The 22,036-nt window shown below is 64.9% G+C and carries 23 protein-coding genes and 1 tRNA gene; 8 read left to right on the forward strand and 16 right to left on the reverse strand.

Annotated features, from left to right (window positions below; translation table 11 throughout):
- Nucleotides 1–67: 67 nt before the first annotated feature.
- From folD to ABIC94_RS17755, 3 genes are read left to right on the forward strand one after another with little or no spacing between them, the layout of a single operon-like run.
- Nucleotides 68–919, forward strand: coding sequence for a bifunctional methylenetetrahydrofolate dehydrogenase/methenyltetrahydrofolate cyclohydrolase FolD (gene folD / locus ABIC94_RS17745; protein WP_354374312.1), 852 nt, complete (start codon nucleotides 68–70; stop codon nucleotides 917–919).
- Nucleotides 920–924: 5 nt separating this feature from the next.
- On the forward strand, nucleotides 925–2,985 hold the full coding sequence (locus ABIC94_RS17750; protein WP_354374313.1) for a M3 family metallopeptidase: 2,061 nt from the start codon (nucleotides 925–927) through the stop codon (nucleotides 2,983–2,985).
- A gap of 30 nt (nucleotides 2,986–3,015) precedes the next feature.
- Nucleotides 3,016–3,663, forward strand: a complete 648-nt coding sequence (locus tag ABIC94_RS17755; RefSeq protein WP_354374314.1) for a glutaredoxin family protein — start codon at nucleotides 3,016–3,018, stop codon at nucleotides 3,661–3,663.
- 53 nt (nucleotides 3,664–3,716) lie between these two features.
- On the opposite strand, the gene rpiA is transcribed toward ABIC94_RS17755, so the two are convergent.
- A complete protein-coding gene (gene rpiA / locus ABIC94_RS17760) occupies nucleotides 3,717–4,448 on the reverse strand; it encodes a ribose-5-phosphate isomerase RpiA (RefSeq protein ID WP_354374315.1) in 732 nt (243 codons plus the stop codon).
- A 40-nt stretch (nucleotides 4,449–4,488) separates the two neighbouring features.
- Here rpiA and ABIC94_RS17765 point away from each other — a divergent pair, with 40 nt between their 5' ends.
- The gene (locus ABIC94_RS17765; RefSeq protein ID WP_354374316.1) at nucleotides 4,489–5,565 is read left to right on the forward strand and encodes a quinone-dependent dihydroorotate dehydrogenase; all 1,077 of its coding nucleotides are present in this window, start codon (nucleotides 4,489–4,491) and stop codon (nucleotides 5,563–5,565) included.
- Between the two features lie 36 nt (nucleotides 5,566–5,601).
- Here the strand turns inward: ABIC94_RS17765 and ABIC94_RS17770 are convergent, their stop codons facing one another.
- From ABIC94_RS17770 to uvrB, 14 genes are all read right to left on the reverse strand, one after another.
- Nucleotides 5,602–6,324: a phage holin family protein gene (locus ABIC94_RS17770; protein WP_354374317.1), complete on the reverse strand. Its 723-nt coding sequence runs from the start codon at nucleotides 6,322–6,324 to the stop codon at nucleotides 5,602–5,604.
- 48 nt (nucleotides 6,325–6,372) lie between these two features.
- Entirely contained in the window at nucleotides 6,373–6,669 is a 297-nt protein-coding gene (locus ABIC94_RS17775; RefSeq protein ID WP_126747251.1) for a glycine zipper domain-containing protein, read from the reverse strand.
- 146 nt (nucleotides 6,670–6,815) lie between these two features.
- Nucleotides 6,816–7,919 carry an NAD(P)/FAD-dependent oxidoreductase gene (locus tag ABIC94_RS17780; RefSeq protein ID WP_354374318.1) on the reverse strand — a complete coding sequence of 368 codons (1,104 nt, stop codon included), beginning with the start codon at nucleotides 7,917–7,919 and terminating at the stop codon, nucleotides 6,816–6,818.
- A 32-nt stretch (nucleotides 7,920–7,951) separates the two neighbouring features.
- Nucleotides 7,952–8,074: a hypothetical protein gene (locus ABIC94_RS17785; protein WP_041946090.1), complete on the reverse strand. Its 123-nt coding sequence runs from the start codon at nucleotides 8,072–8,074 to the stop codon at nucleotides 7,952–7,954.
- Nucleotides 8,075–8,251: 177 nt separating this feature from the next.
- A tRNA-Val gene (locus tag ABIC94_RS17790) sits at nucleotides 8,252–8,326 on the reverse strand.
- A 79-nt stretch (nucleotides 8,327–8,405) separates the two neighbouring features.
- Nucleotides 8,406–9,113, reverse strand: a complete 708-nt coding sequence (dnaQ, locus tag ABIC94_RS17795) for a DNA polymerase III subunit epsilon (RefSeq protein ID WP_354374319.1) — start codon at nucleotides 9,111–9,113, stop codon at nucleotides 8,406–8,408.
- Nucleotides 9,114–9,125: 12 nt separating this feature from the next.
- A complete protein-coding gene (gene fdx, locus ABIC94_RS17800; protein WP_126747248.1) occupies nucleotides 9,126–9,464 on the reverse strand; it encodes an ISC system 2Fe-2S type ferredoxin in 339 nt (112 codons plus the stop codon).
- A gap of 7 nt (nucleotides 9,465–9,471) precedes the next feature.
- On the reverse strand, nucleotides 9,472–11,331 hold the full coding sequence (hscA, locus tag ABIC94_RS17805) for a Fe-S protein assembly chaperone HscA (protein WP_354374320.1): 1,860 nt from the start codon (nucleotides 11,329–11,331) through the stop codon (nucleotides 9,472–9,474).
- A gap of 10 nt (nucleotides 11,332–11,341) precedes the next feature.
- Nucleotides 11,342–11,860, reverse strand: coding sequence for a Fe-S protein assembly co-chaperone HscB (gene hscB, locus ABIC94_RS17810; protein ID WP_354374321.1), 519 nt, complete (start codon nucleotides 11,858–11,860; stop codon nucleotides 11,342–11,344).
- Between the two features lie 63 nt (nucleotides 11,861–11,923).
- Nucleotides 11,924–12,247 (reverse strand): iron-sulfur cluster assembly protein IscA, encoded by a 324-nt coding sequence (iscA, locus tag ABIC94_RS17815; protein ID WP_007828190.1) that lies wholly within the window; start codon nucleotides 12,245–12,247, stop codon nucleotides 11,924–11,926.
- Nucleotide 12,248: 1 nt separating this feature from the next.
- On the reverse strand, nucleotides 12,249–12,665 hold the full coding sequence (gene iscU, locus ABIC94_RS17820) for a Fe-S cluster assembly scaffold IscU (protein ID WP_126747244.1): 417 nt from the start codon (nucleotides 12,663–12,665) through the stop codon (nucleotides 12,249–12,251).
- A 50-nt stretch (nucleotides 12,666–12,715) separates the two neighbouring features.
- The gene (locus ABIC94_RS17825) at nucleotides 12,716–13,936 is read right to left on the reverse strand and encodes an IscS subfamily cysteine desulfurase (protein ID WP_354374322.1); all 1,221 of its coding nucleotides are present in this window, start codon (nucleotides 13,934–13,936) and stop codon (nucleotides 12,716–12,718) included.
- Between the two features lie 84 nt (nucleotides 13,937–14,020).
- On the reverse strand, nucleotides 14,021–14,557 hold the full coding sequence (gene iscR, locus ABIC94_RS17830; protein WP_093237517.1) for a Fe-S cluster assembly transcriptional regulator IscR: 537 nt from the start codon (nucleotides 14,555–14,557) through the stop codon (nucleotides 14,021–14,023).
- 232 nt (nucleotides 14,558–14,789) lie between these two features.
- Nucleotides 14,790–16,907, reverse strand: a complete 2,118-nt coding sequence (gene uvrB / locus ABIC94_RS17835) for an excinuclease ABC subunit UvrB (RefSeq protein WP_354374323.1) — start codon at nucleotides 16,905–16,907, stop codon at nucleotides 14,790–14,792.
- Between the two features lie 105 nt (nucleotides 16,908–17,012).
- On the opposite strand from uvrB, the gene ABIC94_RS17840 reads away from it, so the two are divergent.
- From ABIC94_RS17840 to ABIC94_RS17855, 4 genes are all read left to right on the forward strand, one after another.
- Nucleotides 17,013–18,209 (forward strand): amino acid aminotransferase, encoded by a 1,197-nt coding sequence (locus ABIC94_RS17840; RefSeq protein ID WP_354374324.1) that lies wholly within the window; start codon nucleotides 17,013–17,015, stop codon nucleotides 18,207–18,209.
- Nucleotides 18,210–18,388: 179 nt separating this feature from the next.
- Nucleotides 18,389–19,804 carry a polyhydroxyalkanoate depolymerase gene (locus tag ABIC94_RS17845; protein ID WP_354374325.1) on the forward strand — a complete coding sequence of 472 codons (1,416 nt, stop codon included), beginning with the start codon at nucleotides 18,389–18,391 and terminating at the stop codon, nucleotides 19,802–19,804.
- Entirely contained in the window at nucleotides 19,801–20,430 is a 630-nt protein-coding gene (locus tag ABIC94_RS17850) for an RnfABCDGE type electron transport complex subunit B (protein WP_354374326.1), read from the forward strand. Before ABIC94_RS17845 ends, ABIC94_RS17850 begins: the two co-directional genes overlap by 4 nt.
- Entirely contained in the window at nucleotides 20,427–21,062 is a 636-nt protein-coding gene (locus tag ABIC94_RS17855) for a LysE family translocator (RefSeq protein ID WP_354374327.1), read from the forward strand. The genes ABIC94_RS17850 and ABIC94_RS17855 overlap by 4 nt, the downstream gene beginning before the upstream one ends.
- A 17-nt stretch (nucleotides 21,063–21,079) precedes the next feature.
- Here the strand turns inward: ABIC94_RS17855 and yedA are convergent, their stop codons facing one another.
- On the reverse strand, nucleotides 21,080–21,997 hold the full coding sequence (yedA, locus tag ABIC94_RS17860) for a drug/metabolite exporter YedA (protein ID WP_354374328.1): 918 nt from the start codon (nucleotides 21,995–21,997) through the stop codon (nucleotides 21,080–21,082).
- Nucleotides 21,998–22,036: the final 39 nt, after the last annotated feature.

Genomic DNA, 22,036 nt, shown 5'->3' on the forward strand with positions numbered 1-22,036 from the left:
CCCCGATAGCGACGAATGTTCCCCACGCCTGCGCAAGCGGGCGTTTTTACTTGGAAAATCGAAACCGATGACCGCTCAATTGATCGATGGCAACGCGCTGGCCCAGAAAATCCGTGCCGATGTTGCCGGCCGCATTGCCGCCCTGAAGGCACGCGGCGTGGAACCCACGCTGACCATCATCCTGGTTGGTGAAGATCCGGCGAGCCAGGTCTACGTGAAGCACAAGGTCAACGACAGCAGCCAGACCGGGCTCACCGCGCATCTCGAACGCCACTCCGCCACCATGACCGAGCCCGAATTGCTGGCCCGCATCGAGGCGCTCAACGACGACCCGCTGGTGCACGGCATCCTGGTGCAGCTGCCGCTGCCCAGGCACATGGACAGCCACCGCGTCATCGAAGCCATCTCCCCGGCCAAAGACGTCGACGGCTTCCATGTGGCCAGCGCCGGCGCGCTGATGGTCGGCCAGCCGGGCTTCTGGCCCTGCACGCCGCACGGCTGCATGAAGATGCTCGAATCCATCGGCTACGACCTGCGCGGCAAGCACGCGGTGGTCATCGGCCGCAGCAACATCGTCGGCAAGCCGATGGCCATGATGCTGCTGGCCAAGAACGCCACCGTCACCATCTGCCACAGCGCCACGCAAGACCTGGCCGCCATCACCCGGCAGGCCGACGTGATCGTTGCGGCCGTAGGCAAGCGCAACCTCCTCACGGCCGACATGGTGAAGCCCGGCGCGGTGGTAATCGACGTGGGCATGAACCGCAAGGAAGACGGCAAGCTCGCCGGCGACGTGGACTTCGACAGCGTCAAGGAAGTGGCCAGCTGGATCACCCCCGTGCCCGGCGGCGTCGGCCCCATGACGCGCGCGATGCTGCTCGCCAACACCCTTGAAGCTGCGGAACGCGCCGCAAAGTAATTTCCATGACCAACCCCCTCCTCGACTTCGCCGATCTCCCGCTGTTCGACCGCATCAAGCCCGAGCACGTCGCGCCCGCGGTCGACATCTTGCTGGCCGATGCGGAGGCTGCGCTGCAGACCGTCACGGCCGCCGATTTCCCCGCCGACTGGAATGCGATTTCCAAGGTGCTCGACGTCGCGTCCGAGCGCTTCAGCCGCGCCTGGGGCGCCATAGGCCATCTCAACGCCGTGGCCGATACGCCCGAATTGCGCGCCGCCTACAACGAGGCCATGCCGCGCGTCACGGCGTTCTGGACCCGCCTGGGTTCCGACGAGCGCCTTTACGCCAAGTACAAGGCGATTGACGCGGCCGCCCTCAACCCCGAGCAACGCCAGGCGCATCGCAATGCGGTGCGCAACTTCGTGCTCGGCGGCGCGGAGCTGCAAGGCGATGCGAAAAAGCGCTTTGCCGACATCCAGGAACGCCAGGCCGAGTTGAGCCAGAAATTCAGCGAGAACGCCCTCGACGCCACCGACGCCTTCTCTTACTACGCATCGCTCGGCGAGCTCGAGGGCGTGCCCGAAGACGTGGTGAGCTCAGCGCGCGCAGCCGCCGAAGCCGAAGGCAAGCAGGGCTACAAGCTCACGCTCAAGATGCCTTGCTACCTGCCCGTGATGCAGTTTGCCAAGAGCAGCGCCCTGCGCGAAACGCTCTACCGCGCGTACGTCACGCGCGCCAGCGAACTTGGCGATCCGGCCTTCGACAACACGGCGCTGATCAACGAGATCCTCGCGCTGCGGGAAGAAGAAGCAAGGCTGCTCGGCTACAAGAATTTCGGCGAACTCTCGGTCGTGCCCAAGATGGCCGAATCGCCGGAGCAGGTGATCAAGTTCCTGCGCGATCTCGCAACCAAGGCAAGGCCGTATGGCGAACGCGACCTGGCCGACTTGCGCGTATTCGCATCGGAGCAGTTGGGCATCGCCGATCCGCAAGCCTGGGACTGGAGCTACATCGGAGAAAAGCTGAAGGAAGCGCGCTACGCCTTCAGCGAGCAGGAGGTGAAGCAGTACTTCCCGGCCCCCAAGGTGATGGCCGGCCTGTTCAAGATCGTCGAGACGCTGTTCGAAGTCTCCATTCGCCGCGACAGCGCACCCACATGGCACCCGAGCGTCGAGTTCTACCGCATCGAGCGCCAAACCCCTGAAGGCAGCCAGAAGGTCGGGCAGTTCTACCTCGACCCTTCAGCCCGCGCCGCCAAGCGCGGCGGCGCCTGGATGGACGACGTGCGCGCGCGCTGGCTGCGGCCGGACGACGGCGCACTGCAAACGCCGGTGGCGCAGCTGGTGTGCAACTTTGCGAGCGGCGTCGATGGCAAGCCGCCGCTGCTCACGCACGACGACGTGACCACCCTCTTCCACGAATTCGGCCACGGCCTGCATCACATGCTCACGCAGGTGAATGAGCGCGACGTGTCTGGCATCAGCGGCGTCGAATGGGACGCCGTCGAGCTGCCGAGCCAGTTCATGGAGAACTTCTGCTGGGAATGGGACGTGCTCAAGCACATGACGGCCCACGTCGATACCGGCGAGCCGCTGCCCCGCGCGCTGTTCGACAAGATGACCGCCGCCAAGAACTTCCAGAGCGGCCTGCAAACGCTGCGCCAGATCGAGTTTTCGCTGTTCGACATGCTGCTGCATACCGAATACCAGGCCGCCGCTGCGCAGCCGGGCGGCGTGCTGGCGCTGCTGGGCAAGGTGCGCGCCGAGGTGGCCGTGATGCCTTCGCCTCCTTTCAGCCGCACGCCGAACACCTTCAGCCACATCTTCTCGGGCGGCTACGCAGCCGGCTACTACAGCTACAAATGGGCCGAGGTGCTGAGCGCCGACGCTTACGCAGCGTTCGAGGAAACCGTGGGCGCCGACGGCCAGCCGAACATCGAAACCGGCCGCCGGTACCGCCAGGCCATCCTCGAAGCGGGCGGCAGCCGCAGCGCCATGGATTCTTTCAAGGCTTTCCGCGGCCGCGAGCCCCAGCTTGATGCGTTGCTGCGACACCAGGGCATGGCGCAGGCCCAGCCGGTTTGAAGCGGGCCTGAAGCTTGCGATACTCAGGCGATGCATTCGATCCAAAAGAAAACCTCCTTGCATCGCCTGTCCGGCTTCGCCCTGCTACTCGTCGCCGCAGGCGCCATGGCCCAGCCGGTCTATCGCAATGTCGACAAGAACGGCAAGGTCACGTTCTCGGACCGGGCCCCCACCGCCAGCACCGAGCCGGCCGCCGCGCCGCAGGCTGGCATCGTGCCTCCCGCCAATGCCGGCCTGCCGTACGAGCTGCGCCAGGTGGCGCAGCGCTATCCCGTCACGCTGTACAGCGGCGAGGAATGCGCCCCGTGCGCCACTGCCCGGTCGCTGCTCACCACGCGCGGCATTCCTTTCGAGGAACGCACCGTCAAGAGCAGCCAGGACGTCGAGGCGCTGCAACGAATGACCAGCCAGGCCTCGCTGCCGTTGCTGACGATCGGTTCGCAGCAGCTCAAGGGCTTTTCCGACACCGAATGGTCGCAGTACCTCGATGCCGCGGGCTATCCGAAGAGCAACAGCCTGCCGGCGGGCTACCGCAATCCGCCGGCCCGGCCGCTGGTTGCCGTGCAGGCGGCACCCGTGGCGCGCGAACCCGCGCAGGCCGCGCCTGCTCCGCAGCAGCAGCCCGCGCCCGCTCCCAGCGGCCCGACCCCAAGCAACCCGGCGGGCATCAAGTTCTGACCGGTTCCCGAGCGGTCGCCGGCCGGGGCCGGCGGCCTTTCTTTTCTCTTCCTTCAGTCGAACGTCATCGTCCGCACGCCCGAAGGCGTGCCCAGCAGGCACACGTCGGCCTTCTGGTGAGCGAACACGCCGACCGTGACCACGCCGGGCCATTGGCTCACTTCCGATTCGAAGGCGAGCGGATCGCTGATCCGCAGCCCCGTCACGTCGACGATGTGCTGCCCGTTGTCCGTTACCAGCGCCACGCCGTCCTTTTCACGCACCTGCGCGATGCCGCCCATGGCTTCGAACTGCCGCATGACGCGGCGCGCCGCCATTGGAATGACTTCCACCGGCAACGGAAAGGCTCCGAGCGTGTCGACCAGCTTGGACGCATCGGCAATGCAGACAAATCGCTTCGACTGCGCCGCCACGATTTTTTCGCGCGTGAGCGCCGCGCCGCCGCCCTTCACCATGAAGCCGTGATGATCGATCTCGTCGGCGCCGTCGATGTATACGCCGATCTCCTCGACCTCGTTGCTGTCGAACACCGGAATGCCCAGCGCGCGCAGGCGCTCGGTCGAGGCCACCGAGCTCGACACCGCGCCCTTGATCTCGTCCTTCATGGTGGCCAGCGCGTCGATGAACTTGTTCACGGTCGAGCCGGTGCCCACGCCGACGATTTCACCCTTCACCACGTAAGCCAGCGCAGCGCGGCCGACCTGGGCCTTGAGCTCGTCCTGGGAAATGGCGCCGGTGCCATTCGCGGCGCCGGAAGCAGAAGAAGGAGAAACGGGTGCAGTCATCGCGGAGAATCCTTGGCTCATTGAAGTCGAGAATTATCCGATGCCCCTGCTCCCCTCTTCGCTCTATGGCCTGGCCCGGCCTTTTCTGTTCGGCTTCGACCCGGAACACGCCCACGAACTCACGCTCGACGGGTTGGCCCGCACGCAGAACACGCCGCTGGCCTGCGCGTACGCCGCGCCGCGCGTCGATGACCCGGTTACGCTCGCAGGGCTGGAATTTCCGAACCGGGTGGGCCTGGCAGCCGGGCTCGACAAGAACGCACGCTGCATCGACGCTTTTGCGGCCATGGGCTTCGGTTTCGTCGAAGTGGGTACGGTCACGCCGAAGGCGCAGCCGGGCAACCCCAAGCCGCGCATGTTTCGCCTGCCGCAGCGCGACGCGCTGATCAACCGCCTCGGCTTCAACAATGAAGGGCTCGATGCCTTTCTTGCCAACGTGCAGAAGGCGCGCTTTCGCAGGAATGCCAGCGCGGGCAAGAAGGCGATGCTGCTCGGGCTGAACATCGGGAAGAACGCCACCACGCCCATCGAGCGGGCCGTGGACGACTATCTGGCCTGCCTGGACGGCGTGTATGCGCGTGCGGACTACGTGACCATCAATATCTCGAGTCCCAACACGGCCAATCTGCGGACGCTGCAGAGCGACGAAGCGCTCGATGCCCTGCTGGGCGCCATCGCCGAGCGACGCCATGTGCTTGCCGAACGCGGCGGCAAACGCGTTCCGCTGTTCGTGAAAATCGCACCCGATCTCGACGAGAGCCAGGTCGCGGTCATCGCCGCCACGCTGCAGCGCCATGGCATGGACGGCGTCATTGCCACCAACACCACCCTGGCACGCGACGCGGTCGCGGGCCTGCCGCATGCCGACGAAGCGGGCGGGCTTTCAGGCGCCCCTGTGCGCGAGGCGAGCAACCGCGTGATCGCGCAGTTGCGCGCGGCGCTGGGAACAGGTTTTCCGATCATCGGGGTGGGCGGCATCCTGAGCGCGGCCGATGCCAAGGCCAAGATTGCCGCTGGGGCCGACGTGGTGCAGATCTACACCGGCCTCATCTACCGCGGCCCGGCACTCGTGCGCGAAGCGGCACAGGCATTGCTGCAAAGCCGCAGCGCCGCCTGAGCCTTCGCGCTCTTCGATCTTCGCGCTTCGCTGTTCTCAGCGCATGCGCCAGAGCACCGGCGCAATGACCGCCGCCCAGCGCAACAGCCGCTTGGGACGAATCACCACCACGGCCACCGCAGCGACGATACCCGTGGCAACCGGGTGCTCGCGCGCAATGCGCAACGCCGCGGCGGACGCCGTTTCGTCGGCCGGCGGTGCTTCGGGAGCCGCCGCTGCACCACCGGCAGGCTGCGTCTGGCGCGCGCCCTGCATCGTGGCAATGCGTTCGCGCTGACGGTCCATGCGGGCAAGCAGTTCTTCGCGCGTGGCGGGCCGCGGCGGACGCGGTGCATCTTCATCCTGGTCGGGTTCCTTGCCGAGCCCGAAACGGTCCTGAACCCAGGACCAGTCGCGTTCGAATTCATGGCGCGCCGGAATGAAGCTGCTCGAGGCATTGCGAAGCGTCAGAAACAAGCCCAATGCAGCGCCCAGCCAAAGCACGACCCAGACACCCGCCACCACCCATGCAGCCGCGGCGCGGTGCGGTGTGTCCCAGAAATGAACCACCACCGCCATCGACAGCAATGCCACCGCCACCGTGGTCAGCCCGAGCACGGCGACCACCAGGACGAGCATCAGCTTCAGACGCTGCTTCTCGTCCTCCCAGGCCATGCGCAAGAGCTGCACACGGTCTTCGGCCGCCAGCGCGCCTTCGGCCGCAGCAATCCGCAGCCGCCGCAAACGGGCATTGAGCCCGAACAAGGACAGCAACTTCATGCGCCGACTCCTGCTCGGCGAGGGACGACGCGGCGGTATGCGCTCAGGTCAGCGGCGGCCAAGCAGCAAACCCACCAGCACACCGACGGCCAGGGCTGCGCCGGCAATCTGCCATGGTTCGTCGTGGGCGTAGGCGTTGGCGGTGTTGGCCGCCTCGCGAGCCTTCTGGGCTGCGATCTTGCTCTTCTCGGCCGCAAGCTCACGCGCAATGGCGAGCTTGGTGTCGATGCGCTGGCGCAGCGCCTTGATGTGGGGAACCGAATCCAGGTCCTTGCTGGCCAGCACGCCGCGCACGTCGCTCGCGATGTCTTCGGCTGCCGCCTCGATGTTGTTGGATGCACTCATTGGAATCTTTCCTCCGTGATGACACCGGCACCGCGCCGGCGGCTTCACGCCAGCAAATGGCGTGGTGTCATGTTACAGGCACAAAAGCCCCTCATGCGCGGCAGTTCTTCAGACTTCTGCACACGAAAGGGGTTGCGCGGCACCCGTCAGGCGCTTGCGAGCAAGCGAGCCACATACCTCCCGATGGCAAGGCTGCTCGTGAGCCCCGGCGACTCGATGCCGAAGAGATTGACCAAGCCCCTCACCCTATGCGATTCGGGCCCGTCGATCATGAAGTCGCGCGCGGGCTCGTCCGGGCCCGAAATCTTGGGGCGCATGCCCGCATAGCCCGGAATCAATCCGCCGTCGGGCAGCGCGGGCCAATACTTGCGCACCTCGGCGTAGAAGCCGTCGCCGCGCGCCGGGTCCACCACCAGGTCGTCCGGCGACTCAACCCACTGCACATCGGGTCCGAACTTGGCCTGGCCGCCAAGGTCGAGGGTCAGGTGCACCCCGAGGCCACCGGGTTCGGGCACCGGGTAGATGAGCCGGGTAAAAGGCGCACGCCCCGACAGGGTGAAATAGTTGCCCTTGGCAAAGTACGCCGTCGGTATGGCCGCCGCGGGCAGCCCTTCGAACCGTTTGGCAAGGCCAGGCGCGCCGAACCCCACCGCATTGACGACGCTGTTGCAACGCAGCGCCGTGCCGTCTTCCGCTACCAGGACGATAGCGTCCGCGCCACATTCCGCGCGTGCAATGGGCGATTTCAGCGCCAACATTCCGCCCGCGTTCTCCAGGTCGCCGAGCAGGCTCAGCATCAGCGCGTGGCTGTCGACGATGCCGGTGCTCGGCGAGTGCAATGCGGCCACGCAATGCAGCTGCGGCTCCATGGCAATGGCCTGCTGCGCCGTCAACAGCACGAGGTCGTCGACGCCGTTGGTGGCAGCCTTGGCGCGGATGACTTCAAGTTGCCCCACTTGTTCGGACGAGGTTGCCACGATGAGCTTGCCGCAGCGCTGGTGCGGCAAGCCGCGCTCCACGGCGTAGTCATAGAGCGCTTGCTTCCCCTCAACGCATAGCCGGGCCTTGAGCGAACCCTGCGGGTAGTAAATGCCCGCGTGAATCACCTCGCTGTTGCGCGAACTGGTTCCGGTGCCAATGGCACCTTCCGCCTCCAGCACAACCACTTCCCGGCCTGCGAGCGCCAAGGCGCGCGCCACTGCCAAGCCCACGACACCACCGCCGATGACGGCGCAATCAAGTTCATCCATGGCGCGAGCTTATCGCGGCTCGCGCGCCGAATTCACGAGGTGGTGGGAGGCGGCTCGGGATCGGTCGGATCGTCCGGCGGCGTGCTCGGCCCTTCGTCGGGCTCCACGGGCAGATCCGGCGTGATCGGGGACGGAAGATCGGGATGAGTGGCCATGGTGCTCTCCTTTGCCCCCGGTTGTATGCCGCGGGTTCAGGAATGCAGCCGGTGCGTGGCGCCAGTCGGCGTCAGCACGAGCCGACAGATGTGCGCCGAATTCGGCGCCGCAAGAAACGGCTCGGAAAACAAAAAAGCGACTTGGACAATCCAAATCGCTTTTCATCTTCGGGAAATTGGTGGGCGGTGGAGGTTTCGAACCTCCGACCCCAGCAGTGTGAATGCTGTGCTCTACCCCTGAGCTAACCGCCCTTTCAACTCTTTGGCACCGCGATTGCAGTGCCTTGGAATTAATCGCGTTGCGCGAAGCCTTCGATTATGCCACAGCATTTCAGCCGTTTTGGCGAAACAGCGTGCGTCCGTTGCTGGATTTGTCGAGCTGCGACAACAGCGCCTCGTGCGCCGCAAGCTCCTGCTCACCCGCCACGATCACCGGCAAGTCGAACTGGCTCAGGTCGATGGTAACCACGGTGGTGCCCTGCGCCGGTTCGTTGGACGACACGTCGATCAGCAGTGCGTCCTGGCCCCGCGTGAGGTTGATGTAGACGTCGGCCAGCAGCTGCGCGTCGAGCTTGGCGCCGTGGAACGTGCGGTTCGAGCGGTCGACGCCGAAGCGGTCGCACAGCGCATCGAGCGAATTGCGCTTGCCCGGGTACACCTGCTTGGCCATGGCCAGCGTGTCGGTCACTTCCCCGACGAAGGTGCGCAGCGGCGGCAGGCCGGCCAGCTCGAGTTCCTTGTTGAGAAAGCCGACGTCGAAGGCTGCGTTGTGAATGATCAGCTCGGCCCCGCGCAGGTACTCGACGATGTCGTTGGCCAGTGTGGCGAACTTCGGCTTGTCGCGTAGGAAGTCGGTCGTCAGGCCGTGCACCTTGAGCGCGTCTTCATGGCTCTCGCGCTCGGGGTTGAAGTAGATGTGCAGGTCGTTGCCGGTGAGCTTGCGCGCAAACAGCTCGACGCAACCGAGCTCGATGACGCGGTCGCCGTTCTCGGCGGAAAGGCCGGTGGTTTCAGTGTCGAGGACGATCTGGCGCGACATACAGTGGCTCTTTCAATGGTTCTCTTTGGCGTGGTTGATCGAGTATTTGGGAATCTCGACAGTCACATCTTCTTGCGCCAGGATGGCCTGGCAACTGAGTCGCGATTGTGGCTCCAGGCCCCAGGCGCGGTCGAGGAGGTCTTCTTCGCCCTCCTCGGCTTCGTTCAGCGAATTGAACCCCTGGCGCACGATGACGTGGCAGGTGGTGCAGGCGCAGCTCATCTCGCACGCGTGCTCGATGTTGATGTGGTTGTCGAGCAGCGCCTCGCAAATCGAGGTACCGGCCGGCGCTGTGATTTCTGCACCCTGCGGGCAGTACTCGGGATGCGGAAATATCTTGATGGTGGGCATGTTGTTCTTAGAGGGATTCGACCTTGCGGCCCGACAAAGCGCGCGCAATGCCCGCGTTCATGCGCTGGGCGGCGAAGGCCTCGGTGTCGTTGGCCAGCGCCTTGGTGGCCCCTTCGATGGCCGCGGCTTCATTGCCGTTTGCGGCCTCGCGCAGCTTCGCCATCGACGCATCGATGACGGTGCGCTCTTCTTCTGTCAGCAAATCGCCATCGGCATCGAGCGCGCTCTGCGTGGCCAGCAGCATGCGCTCGGCATCGACGCGCGCCTCGACCAGCGCACGCGCCTGCATGTCCTGCTGCGCGGTGGAAAAACTCTCCTGCAGCATGGTTGCGATCTGGTCGTCCGAGAGCCCGTACGACGGCTTGACCGTCACGCTGGCCTCGACGCCGCTGCCCTGCTCCTTGGCGCCGACGCTCAGCAGTCCATCGGCATCGACCGTGAAGGTCACGCGGATGCGTGCCGCACCCGCCGCCATCGGCGGAATGCCGCGCAGCGTAAAGCGTGCGAGGCTGCGGCAATCGGCGACCAGGTCGCGCTCGCCCTGCACCACGTGCAACGCAAGGGCTGTCTGGCCGTCTTGATAAGTAGTGAAGTCCTGCGCCATCGCGGTGGGGATGGTCTGGTTGCGCGGCACGATGCGCTCGACCAGGCCGCCCATGGTTTCGATGCCGAGCGACAGCGGAATCACGTCGAGCAACAGCAGATCGCCCGCGCCGTTGTTGCCGGCCAATTGATTGGCCTGGATGGCGGCACCGAGCGCCACGACTTCGTCGGGGTTCAGGTTGACGAGCGGCTCGCGGCCGAAAAATTCGGCGACGGCGCGGCGGACCTGGGGCATGCGGGTGGAACCGCCCACCAGCACGATGCCCTGCAGCTCGTCGGGCTTGAGCTTTGCGTCCCGCAGCGCCTTGCGCACAGCGGCAATGGTGCGGTCGGTGAGCGGCTTCGTGGCGGCATCGAACTGCGTGCGGGTCACTTCGAATTGAATCGCTTGACCCGCAACCTCCGCGCGGAAGTTGGTCGATTCGGAATCCGTCAGTGCTTCTTTCGCGGCACGCGCGGCGACCAGCAACGCGGCCTTGTCGCCGTCGCTTTTGGCATGCGCGCCGGTCTGCGCAAGCACGAATTCGGCAAGCGCATGGTCGTAGTCATCGCCGCCGAGCGCCGAGTCTCCGCCGGTGGCGATCACTTCGAACACACCCTGCGTGAGCCGCAGGATCGAGATGTCGAAGGTACCGCCGCCCAGGTCGTAAACCGCGTAGACGCCTTCGCTGGCGTTGTCGAGGCCGTACGCAATTGCAGCAGCCGTGGGCTCGCTGATCAGGCGCAACACGTTGAGCCCGGCCAGTTGCGCGGCGTCCTTGGTGGCCTGGCGCTGGCCTTCGTCGAAATACGCCGGCACGGTAATGACCGCGCCATAGAGTTCGTCGTCGAAGGTGTCTTCGGCGCGGTAGCGCAGCGTCGCCAGAATTTCCGCGCTGATTTCGACTGGCGACTTCTCGCCTGCGAGGGTCTGCACCTTCACCATGCCGCCGTCGCTGCTGTCGATGCGGTACGACATCGATTCACGGTTCGAGATGTCGGCCAGCCCGCGGCCCATGAGGCGCTTGACCGAGGTAATGGTGTTGGCGGGATCTTGTCCGCGCGCCGCCACGGCGTCGAAGCCGATCTGCCGGCGGTCGCCATCGAGGTAGCGCACGACCGAAGGCAGCAACACGCGGCCCTGGTCGTCCGGAAGACATTCGGCCACGCCGTTGCGCACCGCGGCCACCAGCGAATGCGTGGTGCCGAGGTCGATGCCCACGGCAATGCGGCGCTGATGCGGATCGGGCGCCTGGCCGGGTTCTGAAATCTGTAGAAGAGCCATATATAGGGGCCTATTGTCCCAACTGATCGAATTTGGCTTCGACGTCTTGTCCGAAACGCTCAATGAACATGAGGGCTCTCACCTGCTGCGCGGCGGCGGGATAGTCGCCCTTCTCGTCGATCAGCCAATCGAGCGATGCCAGCGCCCGCGCGCGGCCCGCTTCGACCTCGGCCTGCAGCGTCTCGACCGCGGCGATATCGCCGGCGTCGTCGAGTGCCTCGCGCCATTCCATCTGCTGCATCAAAAAATCGGGCGGCATGGCCGTGTTGTTCTCGGCGTTCAACGGCGCACCGTTGAGTTCGCAGATGTAGCTGGCGCGGCGAATCGGGTCTTTCAGCCGCTGATAGGCCTCGTTGATGCGCACCGACCACTGCATGGCCACGCGCTGCGCCGCGGCGCCTTGCGCGGCAAAGCGGTCCGGGTGCGCCTCGCGCTGCAGCTCTTTCCAGCGTGCGTCGAGCGCGGCGCGGTCCTGCGCGAACGTGGCCGGGACGGCGAACAATTGGAAGTCGGTGTCGTTGAGGTTCATGGCATGAAAAAACCGCCAGCACATGACATGGTGGCGGCTGTTGTCGCGGTCAGCGACGGCGCATCAGATGCGAAAACTCTCCCCGCAGCCGCAACGGTCGCGTTCGTTCGGGTTGATGAACTTGAAGCCTTCGTTCAAGCCCTCGCGCACGAAGTCGAGCTGCGTGCCGTCGATGTAAGCCAGGCTCTTCGGGTCGACCAGCACCTTCACGCCATGGTCTTCGAACACGACATCTTCGGGCGTGAATTCGTCCACGTACTCGAGCTTATAGGCCAGGCCCGAGCAACCGGTGGTCTTCACGCCCAGCCGCACGCCCACGCCCTTGCCCCGCTTGCCGAGGTAGCGGGTCACGTGGCGCGCAGCGGCTTCAGTCAGCGTGACGGCCATGTCAGTGGACTGCCGGCTCGGCTTGCGCCGTCTTGACGCCGTGCTTGGCCTTGTAGTCGCTCACGGCGGCCTTGATAGCGTCTTCGGCCAGGATCGAGCAATGAATCTTGACGGGCGGCAGGGCCAGCTCTTCGGCGATTTGCGCGTTCTTGAGCGCTGCGGCTTCGTCGAGCGTCTTGCCCTTGACCCATTCGGTCACGAGCGACGACGAGGCAATGGCCGAACCGCAGCCGTAGGTCTTGAAGCGTGCGTCTTCGATCACGCCGGTTTCGGGGTTGACCTTGATCTGCAGCTTCATGACGTCGCCGCAGGCCGGCGCGCCGACCATGCCGGTGCCTACCGAGTCGTCGCCCTTTTCGAAGGAGCCGACGTTGCGGGGATTTTCGTAGTGGTCGATGACCTTGGATGAATATGCCATGGTGTACCTCTCAAACTTTGTTCAATCGTGGAGCCTGGTGCGGTCCGGCGTCAGTGGGCCGACCACTGGATCGTGCTGATGTCGACGCCATCCTGGAACATCTCCCACAGGGGGCTCAGCTCGCGCAGCTTGGCGACGTTGTGCTTGATGGTCGAGATGGCGTAGTCGATTTCTTCTTCGGTCGTGAAACGGCCGATGGTCATGCGCAGGCTGCTGTGGGCCAGCTCGTCGCTGCGGCCGAGGGCGCGCAGCACATAGCTGGGCTCCAGGCTGGCCGAAGTGCAGGCCGAACCCGACGACACCGCCAGGCCCTTGATGCCCATGATCAGCGACTCGCCTTCGACGTAGTTGAAGCTCATGTTCAGGTTGTGCGGCACACGCTGCTCGAGGTCGCCGTTGATGAACACCTGCTCCACGTCTTTCAGGCCGTCGAGCAGACGCTTCTGCAGGCGGCGCGCATGGGCGATGTCGTCCTTCATTTCGAGCTTGGCAATGCGGTAGGCCTCGCCCATGCCCACGATCTGGTGCGTGGGCAGCGTGCCCGAGCGCATGCCGCGCTCATGGCCACCGCCGTGCATCTGCGCTTCGAGGCGGATGCGCGGCTTGCGGCGCACGTACAGCGCGCCGATGCCCTTCGGGCCATAGGTCTTGTGCGAAGCGAGGCTCATCAGGTCGATGGGCAGCTTCGTGATGTCGATCTCGACCTTGCCGGTGGCCTGGGCCGAGTCGACGTGGAAGATCACGCCCTTTTCGCGGCAGACGTTGCCCAGCGCAACCACGTCCTGGATGACGCCGATTTCGTTGTTCACGAACAGCACGCTGGCCAGAATGGTGTCGGGGCGGATCGCGGCCTTGAACTTTTCAAGGTCGACCAGGCCGTTTTCCTCGACGTCGAGGTAAGTCACTTCAAAGCCCTGGCGCTCGAGTTCGCGCATGGTGTCGAGCACGGCCTTGTGCTCGGTCTTCAGGGTGATCAGGTGCTTGCCCTTGCCCTTGTAGAAGTGGGCCGCGCCCTTGAGCGCGAGGTTGATCGACTCGGTGGCGCCCGACGTCCAGACGATTTCACGCGGGTCGGCGTTGATCAGGTCGGCCACCTGGCCGCGCGCCTTCTCCACCGCCTCTTCGGCTTCCCAGCCCCAGGCATGGCTGCGCGATGCCGGGTTGCCGAAATGCTCGCGCAACCAGGGAATCATGGCGTCGACCACGCGCGGGTCGCACGGCGTGGTGGCGCCGTAATCGAGATAGATCGGGAAATGAGGAGTTACGTCCATGGCTGGCTCGGGCTGGCGTGGGGGTTGTTTCTTTGATCTGCGCTTCGGGTGGCGGCGCCCGCAGGCGCTCCACCACTCAGGACATCAGGACTTCGCGAACACGTTGCCGAGGGCAAAGACCGAGTTCGGCGCGTTCACGCGAATCGGCTTGACCACTGGCTGCGCGGAAATGGCGCGCTTGACGACCGGCTTGTTCTCGATTTGCACGCCCTTGGCGATCTGGTCGTCGACCAGCTTCTGCAGCGTGACGGAATCGAGAAACTCGACCATGCGCTGGTTCAGCGAGGCCCAGAGCTCGTGCGTCATGCAGCGGCCGGCTTCGCCCAGGCAGTTTTCCTTGCCGCCGCACTGCGTGGCATCGATGGGCTCATCGACGGAAACAATGATGTCTGCGACGGTGATATCTGCCGCCTTGCGGCCGAGGCTGTAGCCGCCGCCGGGGCCGCGGGTCGACTCGACCAGCTCGTGACGGCGCAGTTTGCCGAACAGCTGCTCAAGATACGACAATGAAATCTGCTGCCGCTGGCTGATCGCAGCCAGCGTGACCGGACCGGTGTTCTGACGCAGCGCCAGATCGATCATTGCTGTGACCGCAAAACGGCCTTTGGTAGTGAGACGCATCGCAAGCTCCTTCAAGTGCTTACCGTTGAAATGACACCGTGGCCCGGGGCCGCGGTGACTTCGTCTCCGCCCTGCCCGACCCCTGACGCTGGTGAACCAGCCGGTGGGATCGGTCCTTCATCGCGAAGTTCTTTTTTTGTTGTTGAGTATTTCGGTCAAGTATAACAGAAGGCCCTGGAGTTTGCTCGGGTAAACCCCAGCGGAAACCGCTTGAAGAAACCGAAACCCCGTATCAGGACGGCAAAATGACGATGTTGTCCCCGCCGGAGGCGCCAAAAGCCTGCTCCCGCAGCAGCGCCAACTGGTCGCGCACCCGTGCCGCCTTCTCGAACTCGAGGTTGCGGGCGTGCTCCATCATGAGCTTTTCGAGCCGCTTGATCTCCCGGGCAATGTCTTTCTCGCTCATGTCCTCGACCTTGGCGCGTTCCAGGTCGAGCTTGGCCATTTCCTTGCCCGTCTTTTCGCTGTAGACGCCGTCGATCAGGTCGCGCACCTGCTTGACGATACTGCGCGGGGTAATGCCGTTGGCCTCGTTGTGGGCAATCTGCCGGGTGCGGCGACGCTCGGTCTCGCCGATGGCCTTCTTCATCGACTCGGTCATCCGGTCGGCATACAGAATGGCCTTGCCGTTCAGGTTCCGGGCCGCGCGGCCGATGGTCTGGATCAACGAGCGCTCGGCGCGCAGAAAACCCTCCTTGTCGGCATCGAGGATGGCGACCAGCGAAACCTCGGGGATGTCCAGGCCTTCGCGCAGCAGGTTGATGCCCACCAGCACGTCGAAGCTGCCCAGGCGCAAGTCGCGCAAGATTTCCACCCGCTCCACCGTGTCGACGTCGCTGTGCAGGTAGCGCACCTTCACGCCGTTGTCGCCCAGGTAGTCGGTCAGCTGCTCGGCCATGCGCTTGGTCAGCGTAGTGATGAGCACGCGCTCATTCTTCTCGACGCGGATGCGGATCTCGCCCAGCACGTCGTCGACCTGGTGGGTTGCAGGGCGCACCTCGACCTCGGGGTCGATCAGGCCGGTCGGCCGGACCAGTTGCTCGACCACGTTGCCGGCATGGTCCTTTTCGTACTGTGCGGGCGTGGCCGAAACGAAGATGCATTGGCGCATGCGCGTTTCGAACTCCTCCAGCTTGAGCGGCCGGTTGTCCAGCGCGCTCGGCAGCCGGAAGCCGTACTCGACCAGCGTGGTCTTGCGGGCCCGGTCGCCGTTGTACATGGCGCTGAGCTGGCCGACCATCTGGTGGCTCTCGTCCAGGAACATCAGCGCGTCCTTCGGCAGGTAGTCGGTCAGCGTGGCCGGCGGTTCGCCCGGCGCTGCGCCCGAAAGGTGGCGCGTGTAGTTCTCGATGCCCTTGCAGTGGCCGATTTCAGCCAGCATTTCGAGGTCGAAGCGTGTGCGCTGCTCCAGCCGCTGCGCCTCCACCAGCTTGCCCTGGCTGACGAGTTCCTTGAGCCGCTCGGCCAGCTCGATCTTGATGGTTTCCACCGCGCCGAGCACCTTGTCGCGCGGCGTTACATAGTGGCTCGACGGATATACCGTAAAGCGCGGAATCTTCTGTCGGATGCGGCCCGTGAGCGGATCGAACAGCTGCAGCGACTCGATCTCGTCGTCGAAAAGCTCGATGCGGATCGCCAGTTCGCTGTGCTCGGCCGGAAACACGTCGATGGTGTCGCCGCGCACGCGGAAAGTCCCGCGCGAAAAATCCTGCTCGTTGCGGGTGTACTGCATGCGAATCAACCGCCCGATCACGTCACGCTGGCCGATCTTGTCGCCCACCCGCATGATGAAACGCATCTGCGTGTAGTCCTCGGGCGTGCCGATGCCGTAGATGGCGCTCACCGTGGCCACAATGACCGTGTCGCGCCGCTCCAGCACGCTCTTGGTGGCCGACAGCCGCATCTGCTCGATGTGCTCGTTGATGGACGAGTCCTTCTCGATGAACAGGTCGCGCTGGGGCACGTAGGCCTCGGGCTGGTAGTAGTCGTAGTAGCTCACGAAGTACTCGACCGCATTCTTCGGAAAGAACTCGCGAAACTCGCTGTAGAGCTGCGCCGCCAGCGTCTTGTTGGGCGCAAACACGATGGCGGGGCGGCCCAGCCGCGCGATCACGTTGGCCATGGTGAAGGTCTTGCCCGAGCCGGTCACGCCCAGCAGCGTCTGGAACACCTCGCCGTCGAGCACGCCTTCCACCAGCCCGTCGATCGCCTTCGGCTGGTCCCCGGCCGGTGGATAAGGCTGGAAAAGTTCGAAAGGCGAATCGGGGTAATGGATGAACTCGCCCTGCTTTGCCGGACCGATCGGGTCCAGTTTTTTCAGGTCTGCTATGGCTTCGGTGTTCTCTGGCATGGCTGTTCCCGACAGGTGGCGATGGCGCCGGTAAAATTCAAGGCAACCGGAAAGCGTAGCGCAAGTCCGGTTGCCAGCGAAGCTTTCATCCCAAAGGACCTTTCCATGTCTATGTTCACCGCGGTCGAAATGGCACCGCGCGACCCGATCCTCGGCCTCAACGAGCAATTTGCAGCCGACACCAACCCCAACAAGGTCAACCTCGGCGTCGGCGTCTATTACGACGACAACGGCAAGCTGCCCCTGCTCCAGTGCGTGCAGGCCGCCGAACAGAACATGATGAAAGCGCCCACGGCGCGCGGCTATCTGCCGATCGACGGCATCGTGGCGTACGACAACGCGGTCAAGGGCCTGGTCTTCGGCGCCGACAGCGAACCCGTGCAGTCGGGCCGCGTGGCCACGGTGCAGGGCATCGGCGGCACCGGCGGCCTCAAGGTCGGCGCAGACTTCCTCAAGAAGCTCAACCCCGACGCCAAGGTGCTGATCAGCGACCCGAGCTGGGAAAACCACCGCGCGCTGTTCACCAATGCCGGCTTCGTGGTCGAAAGCTACCCCTACTACGACGCCGCCAAGCGCGGCGTCAACTTCGACGGCATGCTGGCCGCCCTGAACGCGGCGCCCGCCGGCACCATCGTGGTGTTGCACGCCTGCTGCCACAACCCGACCGGCTACGACATCACGCCCGAGCAGTGGGACCAGGTGGTTGCGGCCGTCAAGGCCCGGAACCTCGTGCCCTTCCTCGACATGGCCTACCAGGGCTTCGGCTACGGCCTGAAGGAAGACGGCGCCGCTGTCGCCAAGTTCGTCGACGCCGGCCTGACCTTCTTCGTCTCGACCTCGTTCTCCAAGAGCTTCAGCCTGTATGGCGAACGCGTGGGTGCCCTCTCGGTGCTGTGCGAGAACAAGGAAGAAGCCGGCCGCGTGCTCTCGCAGCTCAAGATCGCCATCCGCACCAACTACAGCAACCCGCCGATCCACGGCGGTGCCGTGGTGGCCGCGGTGCTCGGCAACCCCGAACTGCGCGCCCTGTGGGAAAAGGAACTCGGCGAAATGCGCGTGCGCATCAAGGCCATGCGCCAGACGCTGGTCGACGGCCTCAAGGCTGCCGGCGTGAAGGAAGACATGAGCTTCATCACCACGCAGATCGGCATGTTCAGCTACTCGGGCCTCAGCAAGGATCAGATGGTGCGCCTGCGCAACGAGTTCGGCGTGTACGGCACCGATACCGGCCGCATGTGCGTGGCCGCGCTCAACAGCAAGAACATCGACTACGTCTGTGCGTCGATTGCCAAAGTCATCTGATTGACAGCCGAATGACAGCTGAATGACAGAAAAGTGTGAAGGAATTCGTTTTACAACGGCTTCCTTCGCATTTCGGTCAAAAGAACCCGCGCAGAGGGGTCAATGTAGGGGTTAGGCCTCCTGCATTGCGGCCAGTGCGCTGATATATTGCACTGCAACATTTCACTCCAAGACCAGCAATGCTCTATCAACTCTACGAAGCCCAGCGTTCCTTGATGGAGCCGTTCTCGGACTTCGCCCAAGCGGCCTCCAAGCTCTATGGCCAAGGCGCGGTGTGGGGCCAGTTGCCCATGGCGCAGCGCATGGCCGCCGGTTACGACCTGCTCTATCGATTGGGCAAGGACTACGAGAAGCCAGAGTTCAACATCAAGTCCGTGAAGGTCGATGGCAACGACGTGGTGATCCAGGAGGTCGTCGAACTCGACAAGCCCTTCTGCGAGCTGCGCCGCTTCAAGCGCTTTACCGACGAACCGCACACCCTCAAGACGCTCAAGAGCCAGCCCGTGGTGCTGATCGTGGCGCCGCTGTCGGGCCACTACGCCACGCTGCTGCGCGACACCGTGCGCACCATGCTGCAGGACCACAAGGTCTACATCACCGACTGGAAGAACGCGCGCCTCGTGCCCCTGTCGGAGGGCGAATTCCGTCTGGACGACTACATCAACTACGTGCAGGAGTTCATCCGCCGGCTGCAGGCCGAGTACGGCAACTGCCACCTGGTGAGCGTGTGCCAGCCGACGGTGCCGGCGCTGGCGGCCGTGTCGCTCATGGCAAGCCGCGGCGAGCCGCTGCCGCTCACCATGACGATGATGGGCGGCCCCATCGACGCCCGCAAGTCGCCCACCGCGGTGAACAACCTTGCAATGAACAAGAGCTACGAGTGGTTCGAGAACAACGTGATTTATCGCGTGCCGCAGGGCTTTCCGGGTGAGGGCCGCCGCGTGTACCCGGGCTTCCTGCAGCACACGGGTTTCGTGGCGATGAACCCCGACCGCCACGCAACCAGCCATTACGACTATTTCAAGGACCTGATCAAGGGCGACGACGCGAGCGCCGAAGCCCACCGCAAGTTCTACGACGAATACAACGCCGTGCTCGACATGGACGCCGACTACTACCTGGACACCATTCGCACCGTGTTCCAGGAGTTCGAACTCGTGAACGGCACCTGGGACGTGAAGAACCCCAAGGGCCAACTCGAGCGCGTGCGCCCGCAAGACATCCACTCCACGGCCCTGCTCACCGTCGAGGGCGAGCTCGACGACATTTCAGGCTCTGGCCAGACCGAGGCCGCGCACAGCCTGTGCACCGGCATCGACAACACGCAGCGCGAACACTACGAAGTCAAGGGCGCGGGCCATTACGGCATCTTCAGCGGCCGCCGCTGGCGCGACCTGGTCTACCCCAAGATGCAGAAGTTCATCGCGGCCCACGACCAGCCCCAGCGGCGCGCCGGCGCACGCGAAAGCCTGCCGGCCGAAGACCGCATCAAGCCCGGGCGGAAAACGGTTGCCGTGGCAGCCAGGAAGAATGTCGCAGCCAAGAAAGCGGTGGCGGTTGCCCCCGTGAAGAAGCCCGCGGCACGCAGGAAGTGAACGGGCTGGCCGCACGCATTCACGACGCACTGCCGCAAACGCAGTGCACGCGTTGCGGCTACCCCGATTGCGCGGGCTATGCACAGGCCGTGGCTGAGGGCGAAGCCGGCATCAACCAATGCCCGCCCGGCGGCGCGGAAGGCATTGCCAGGCTGGCACAGCTCACGGGCCGCGAGCCGCTGCCGCTCGATCCCCAGTTCGGCAACGAAGGCCCGCGCGCCATGGCAGTGATCGACGAGGCCTGGTGCATCGGCTGCACGCTCTGCCTCGACGCCTGCCCTACCGATGCCATCGTGGGCATCAACAAGCGCATGCACACCGTGATCGAAGCGCACTGCACCGGCTGCGAGCTTTGCATTCCGGTCTGCCCTGTCGATTGCATCTCGCTCGAGGTCGAAACGCCCGGCCGCACCGGCTGGCAGGCGTGGTCGCAAGCGCGGGCAGAAGCCGCGCTGCAGCGCTACAAGCTTCATGGCGAGCATCGCCGTGCCGACAAGCACAGGGGCGAAGAAGCGCCCGCAATCGCCGAACCGCAGGCCGCCGACACGCGCAAGCGCTCCATCATCGAAGCCGCACTGGCGCGAGCCCGCGCCGCTTCGCAACGCCCACCCGCCGCCAAGCCATGACACTCGACACCCTGCTGATCTACGTGGTCGCCTCGCTCGCATTGGCCGTCATTCCCGGCCCCACGATGCTGCTGGCGCTGTCCAACGGCATCGACGGCGGCATGCGCCGCGCGAGCTGGGGCATTGCCGGCGCGTCGCTCGGGAGCGTCACGCTGATTGCGGTGGTTGCGCTCGGGCTGGGCTCACTGCTCGCCGCATCGGAGCTGCTCTTCAACGCGATTCGCGTGGCAGGTGTCGCCTATCTCGTCTGGCTCGGCATCAAGTTGTGGCGCAGCGAAGCGACCGACCTGGGCACTGCGCTGGCCAAGTCCGCCCTCGAGGTTCGCCCGCACGGCCGTGTCGCCTTGGTGCGCAGCCTGCTCGTGGCGCTGTCGAACCCCAAGACCGTGCTGTTCTTTGCCGCTTTCCTGCCGCAGTTCATCGACATCACCCAGCCACAGGGCCCGCAATACCTGTTGCTGGGCTCGATCTTCGTGGCACTCGACACCTGCGTGATGCTGGCCTATGCGGCCGCCGGAACGCAGGCCGTGCGCTGGCTCTCGCGCCGGGGCCTCAAGGTGCTGAACCGCAGTTGTGCAGCGGGCATGTGGCTGTTAGCCGCCACACTGGCGTTCTGGCGCCGGCCCGCTTGAGCTGAGGGAAACGCCGCTCAGCTCGTCTTCGAGCGCTTGAAGAGCAGCAGCAGCACACCGGCCAGTATGACCACGACCGCGTACCACTCGAAGCGCGTCACGGTCTCGTTGGCAATCCACACGCCCAGCAGCATCGCGATCACGGGGTTGACGAAGGTATAGCTCGCCGCCAGGGCGGCCGGCGCTTTGGCGAGCAGCACCATGTAGGCGTTGAACGCGATCAGCGAACCGAAGACCACGAGGTAAAGCCAGGCCCAAACGGCCTCCGGCTCCGGCGGCCAGACCAGGCTCTCGCGGGACACGGCCGCGAGCACCAGCAACACCACCCCGCCGCAGATCATCTCGCTCGCGAAGCCCATCGCGCCGGGCGCGAGCGGCAGGCTGCGCTGGCTCAGCACGCTGCCCATCGACCAGCAGATGCAAGCAATGGAAATCGCCAGCAACCCCGCGGGCGACGACTGGAAGCCGCTGCCCTGCGTCAACATCAGCACGCCGATGAGCCCGAGCGCAATGCCCGCTGCTTCCAGCCGCGTCGGCTTCACGCCCCAGATCAGGTTCAGCAACGCGATCAGCAACGGCACCACCGCGATGAAGGCCACCACGAGACCCGAGCCGATCGATACCTCGGCATGCGCCGTGCCGCCCATGCCGCCACCCAGCATCAGCGCGCCGACGACCAGCGCATTGCGCCATTGCACCGCCGAAGGCCAGGCGGCGCCGCGCCAACGCATCCACACTGCGAGCAGCACACCCGCAAATAGGAAGCGTGATCCCATCTGCAGGAACGGCGGAAAGCTGATCAGTGCGTACTTGATCGCGAGGTAGGTCGAGCCCCAGACCACCCAGGTGGCGGCCAGGCAAAGCCACAGGAGCGGCGGCAAGGCGCTGCGTACGGGTCCAGATGCGGCTTGGGCGGGAGATGCGAGAGTCGGCATACGAGGTCTGTCTTGTTGGTATTGGAACGCCGTCCATGG

The sequence above is a fragment of the Variovorax paradoxus genome (assembly GCF_040544635.1).
GTDB classification, from domain to species: Bacteria; Pseudomonadota; Gammaproteobacteria; order Burkholderiales; family Burkholderiaceae_C; genus Variovorax; species Variovorax paradoxus_R.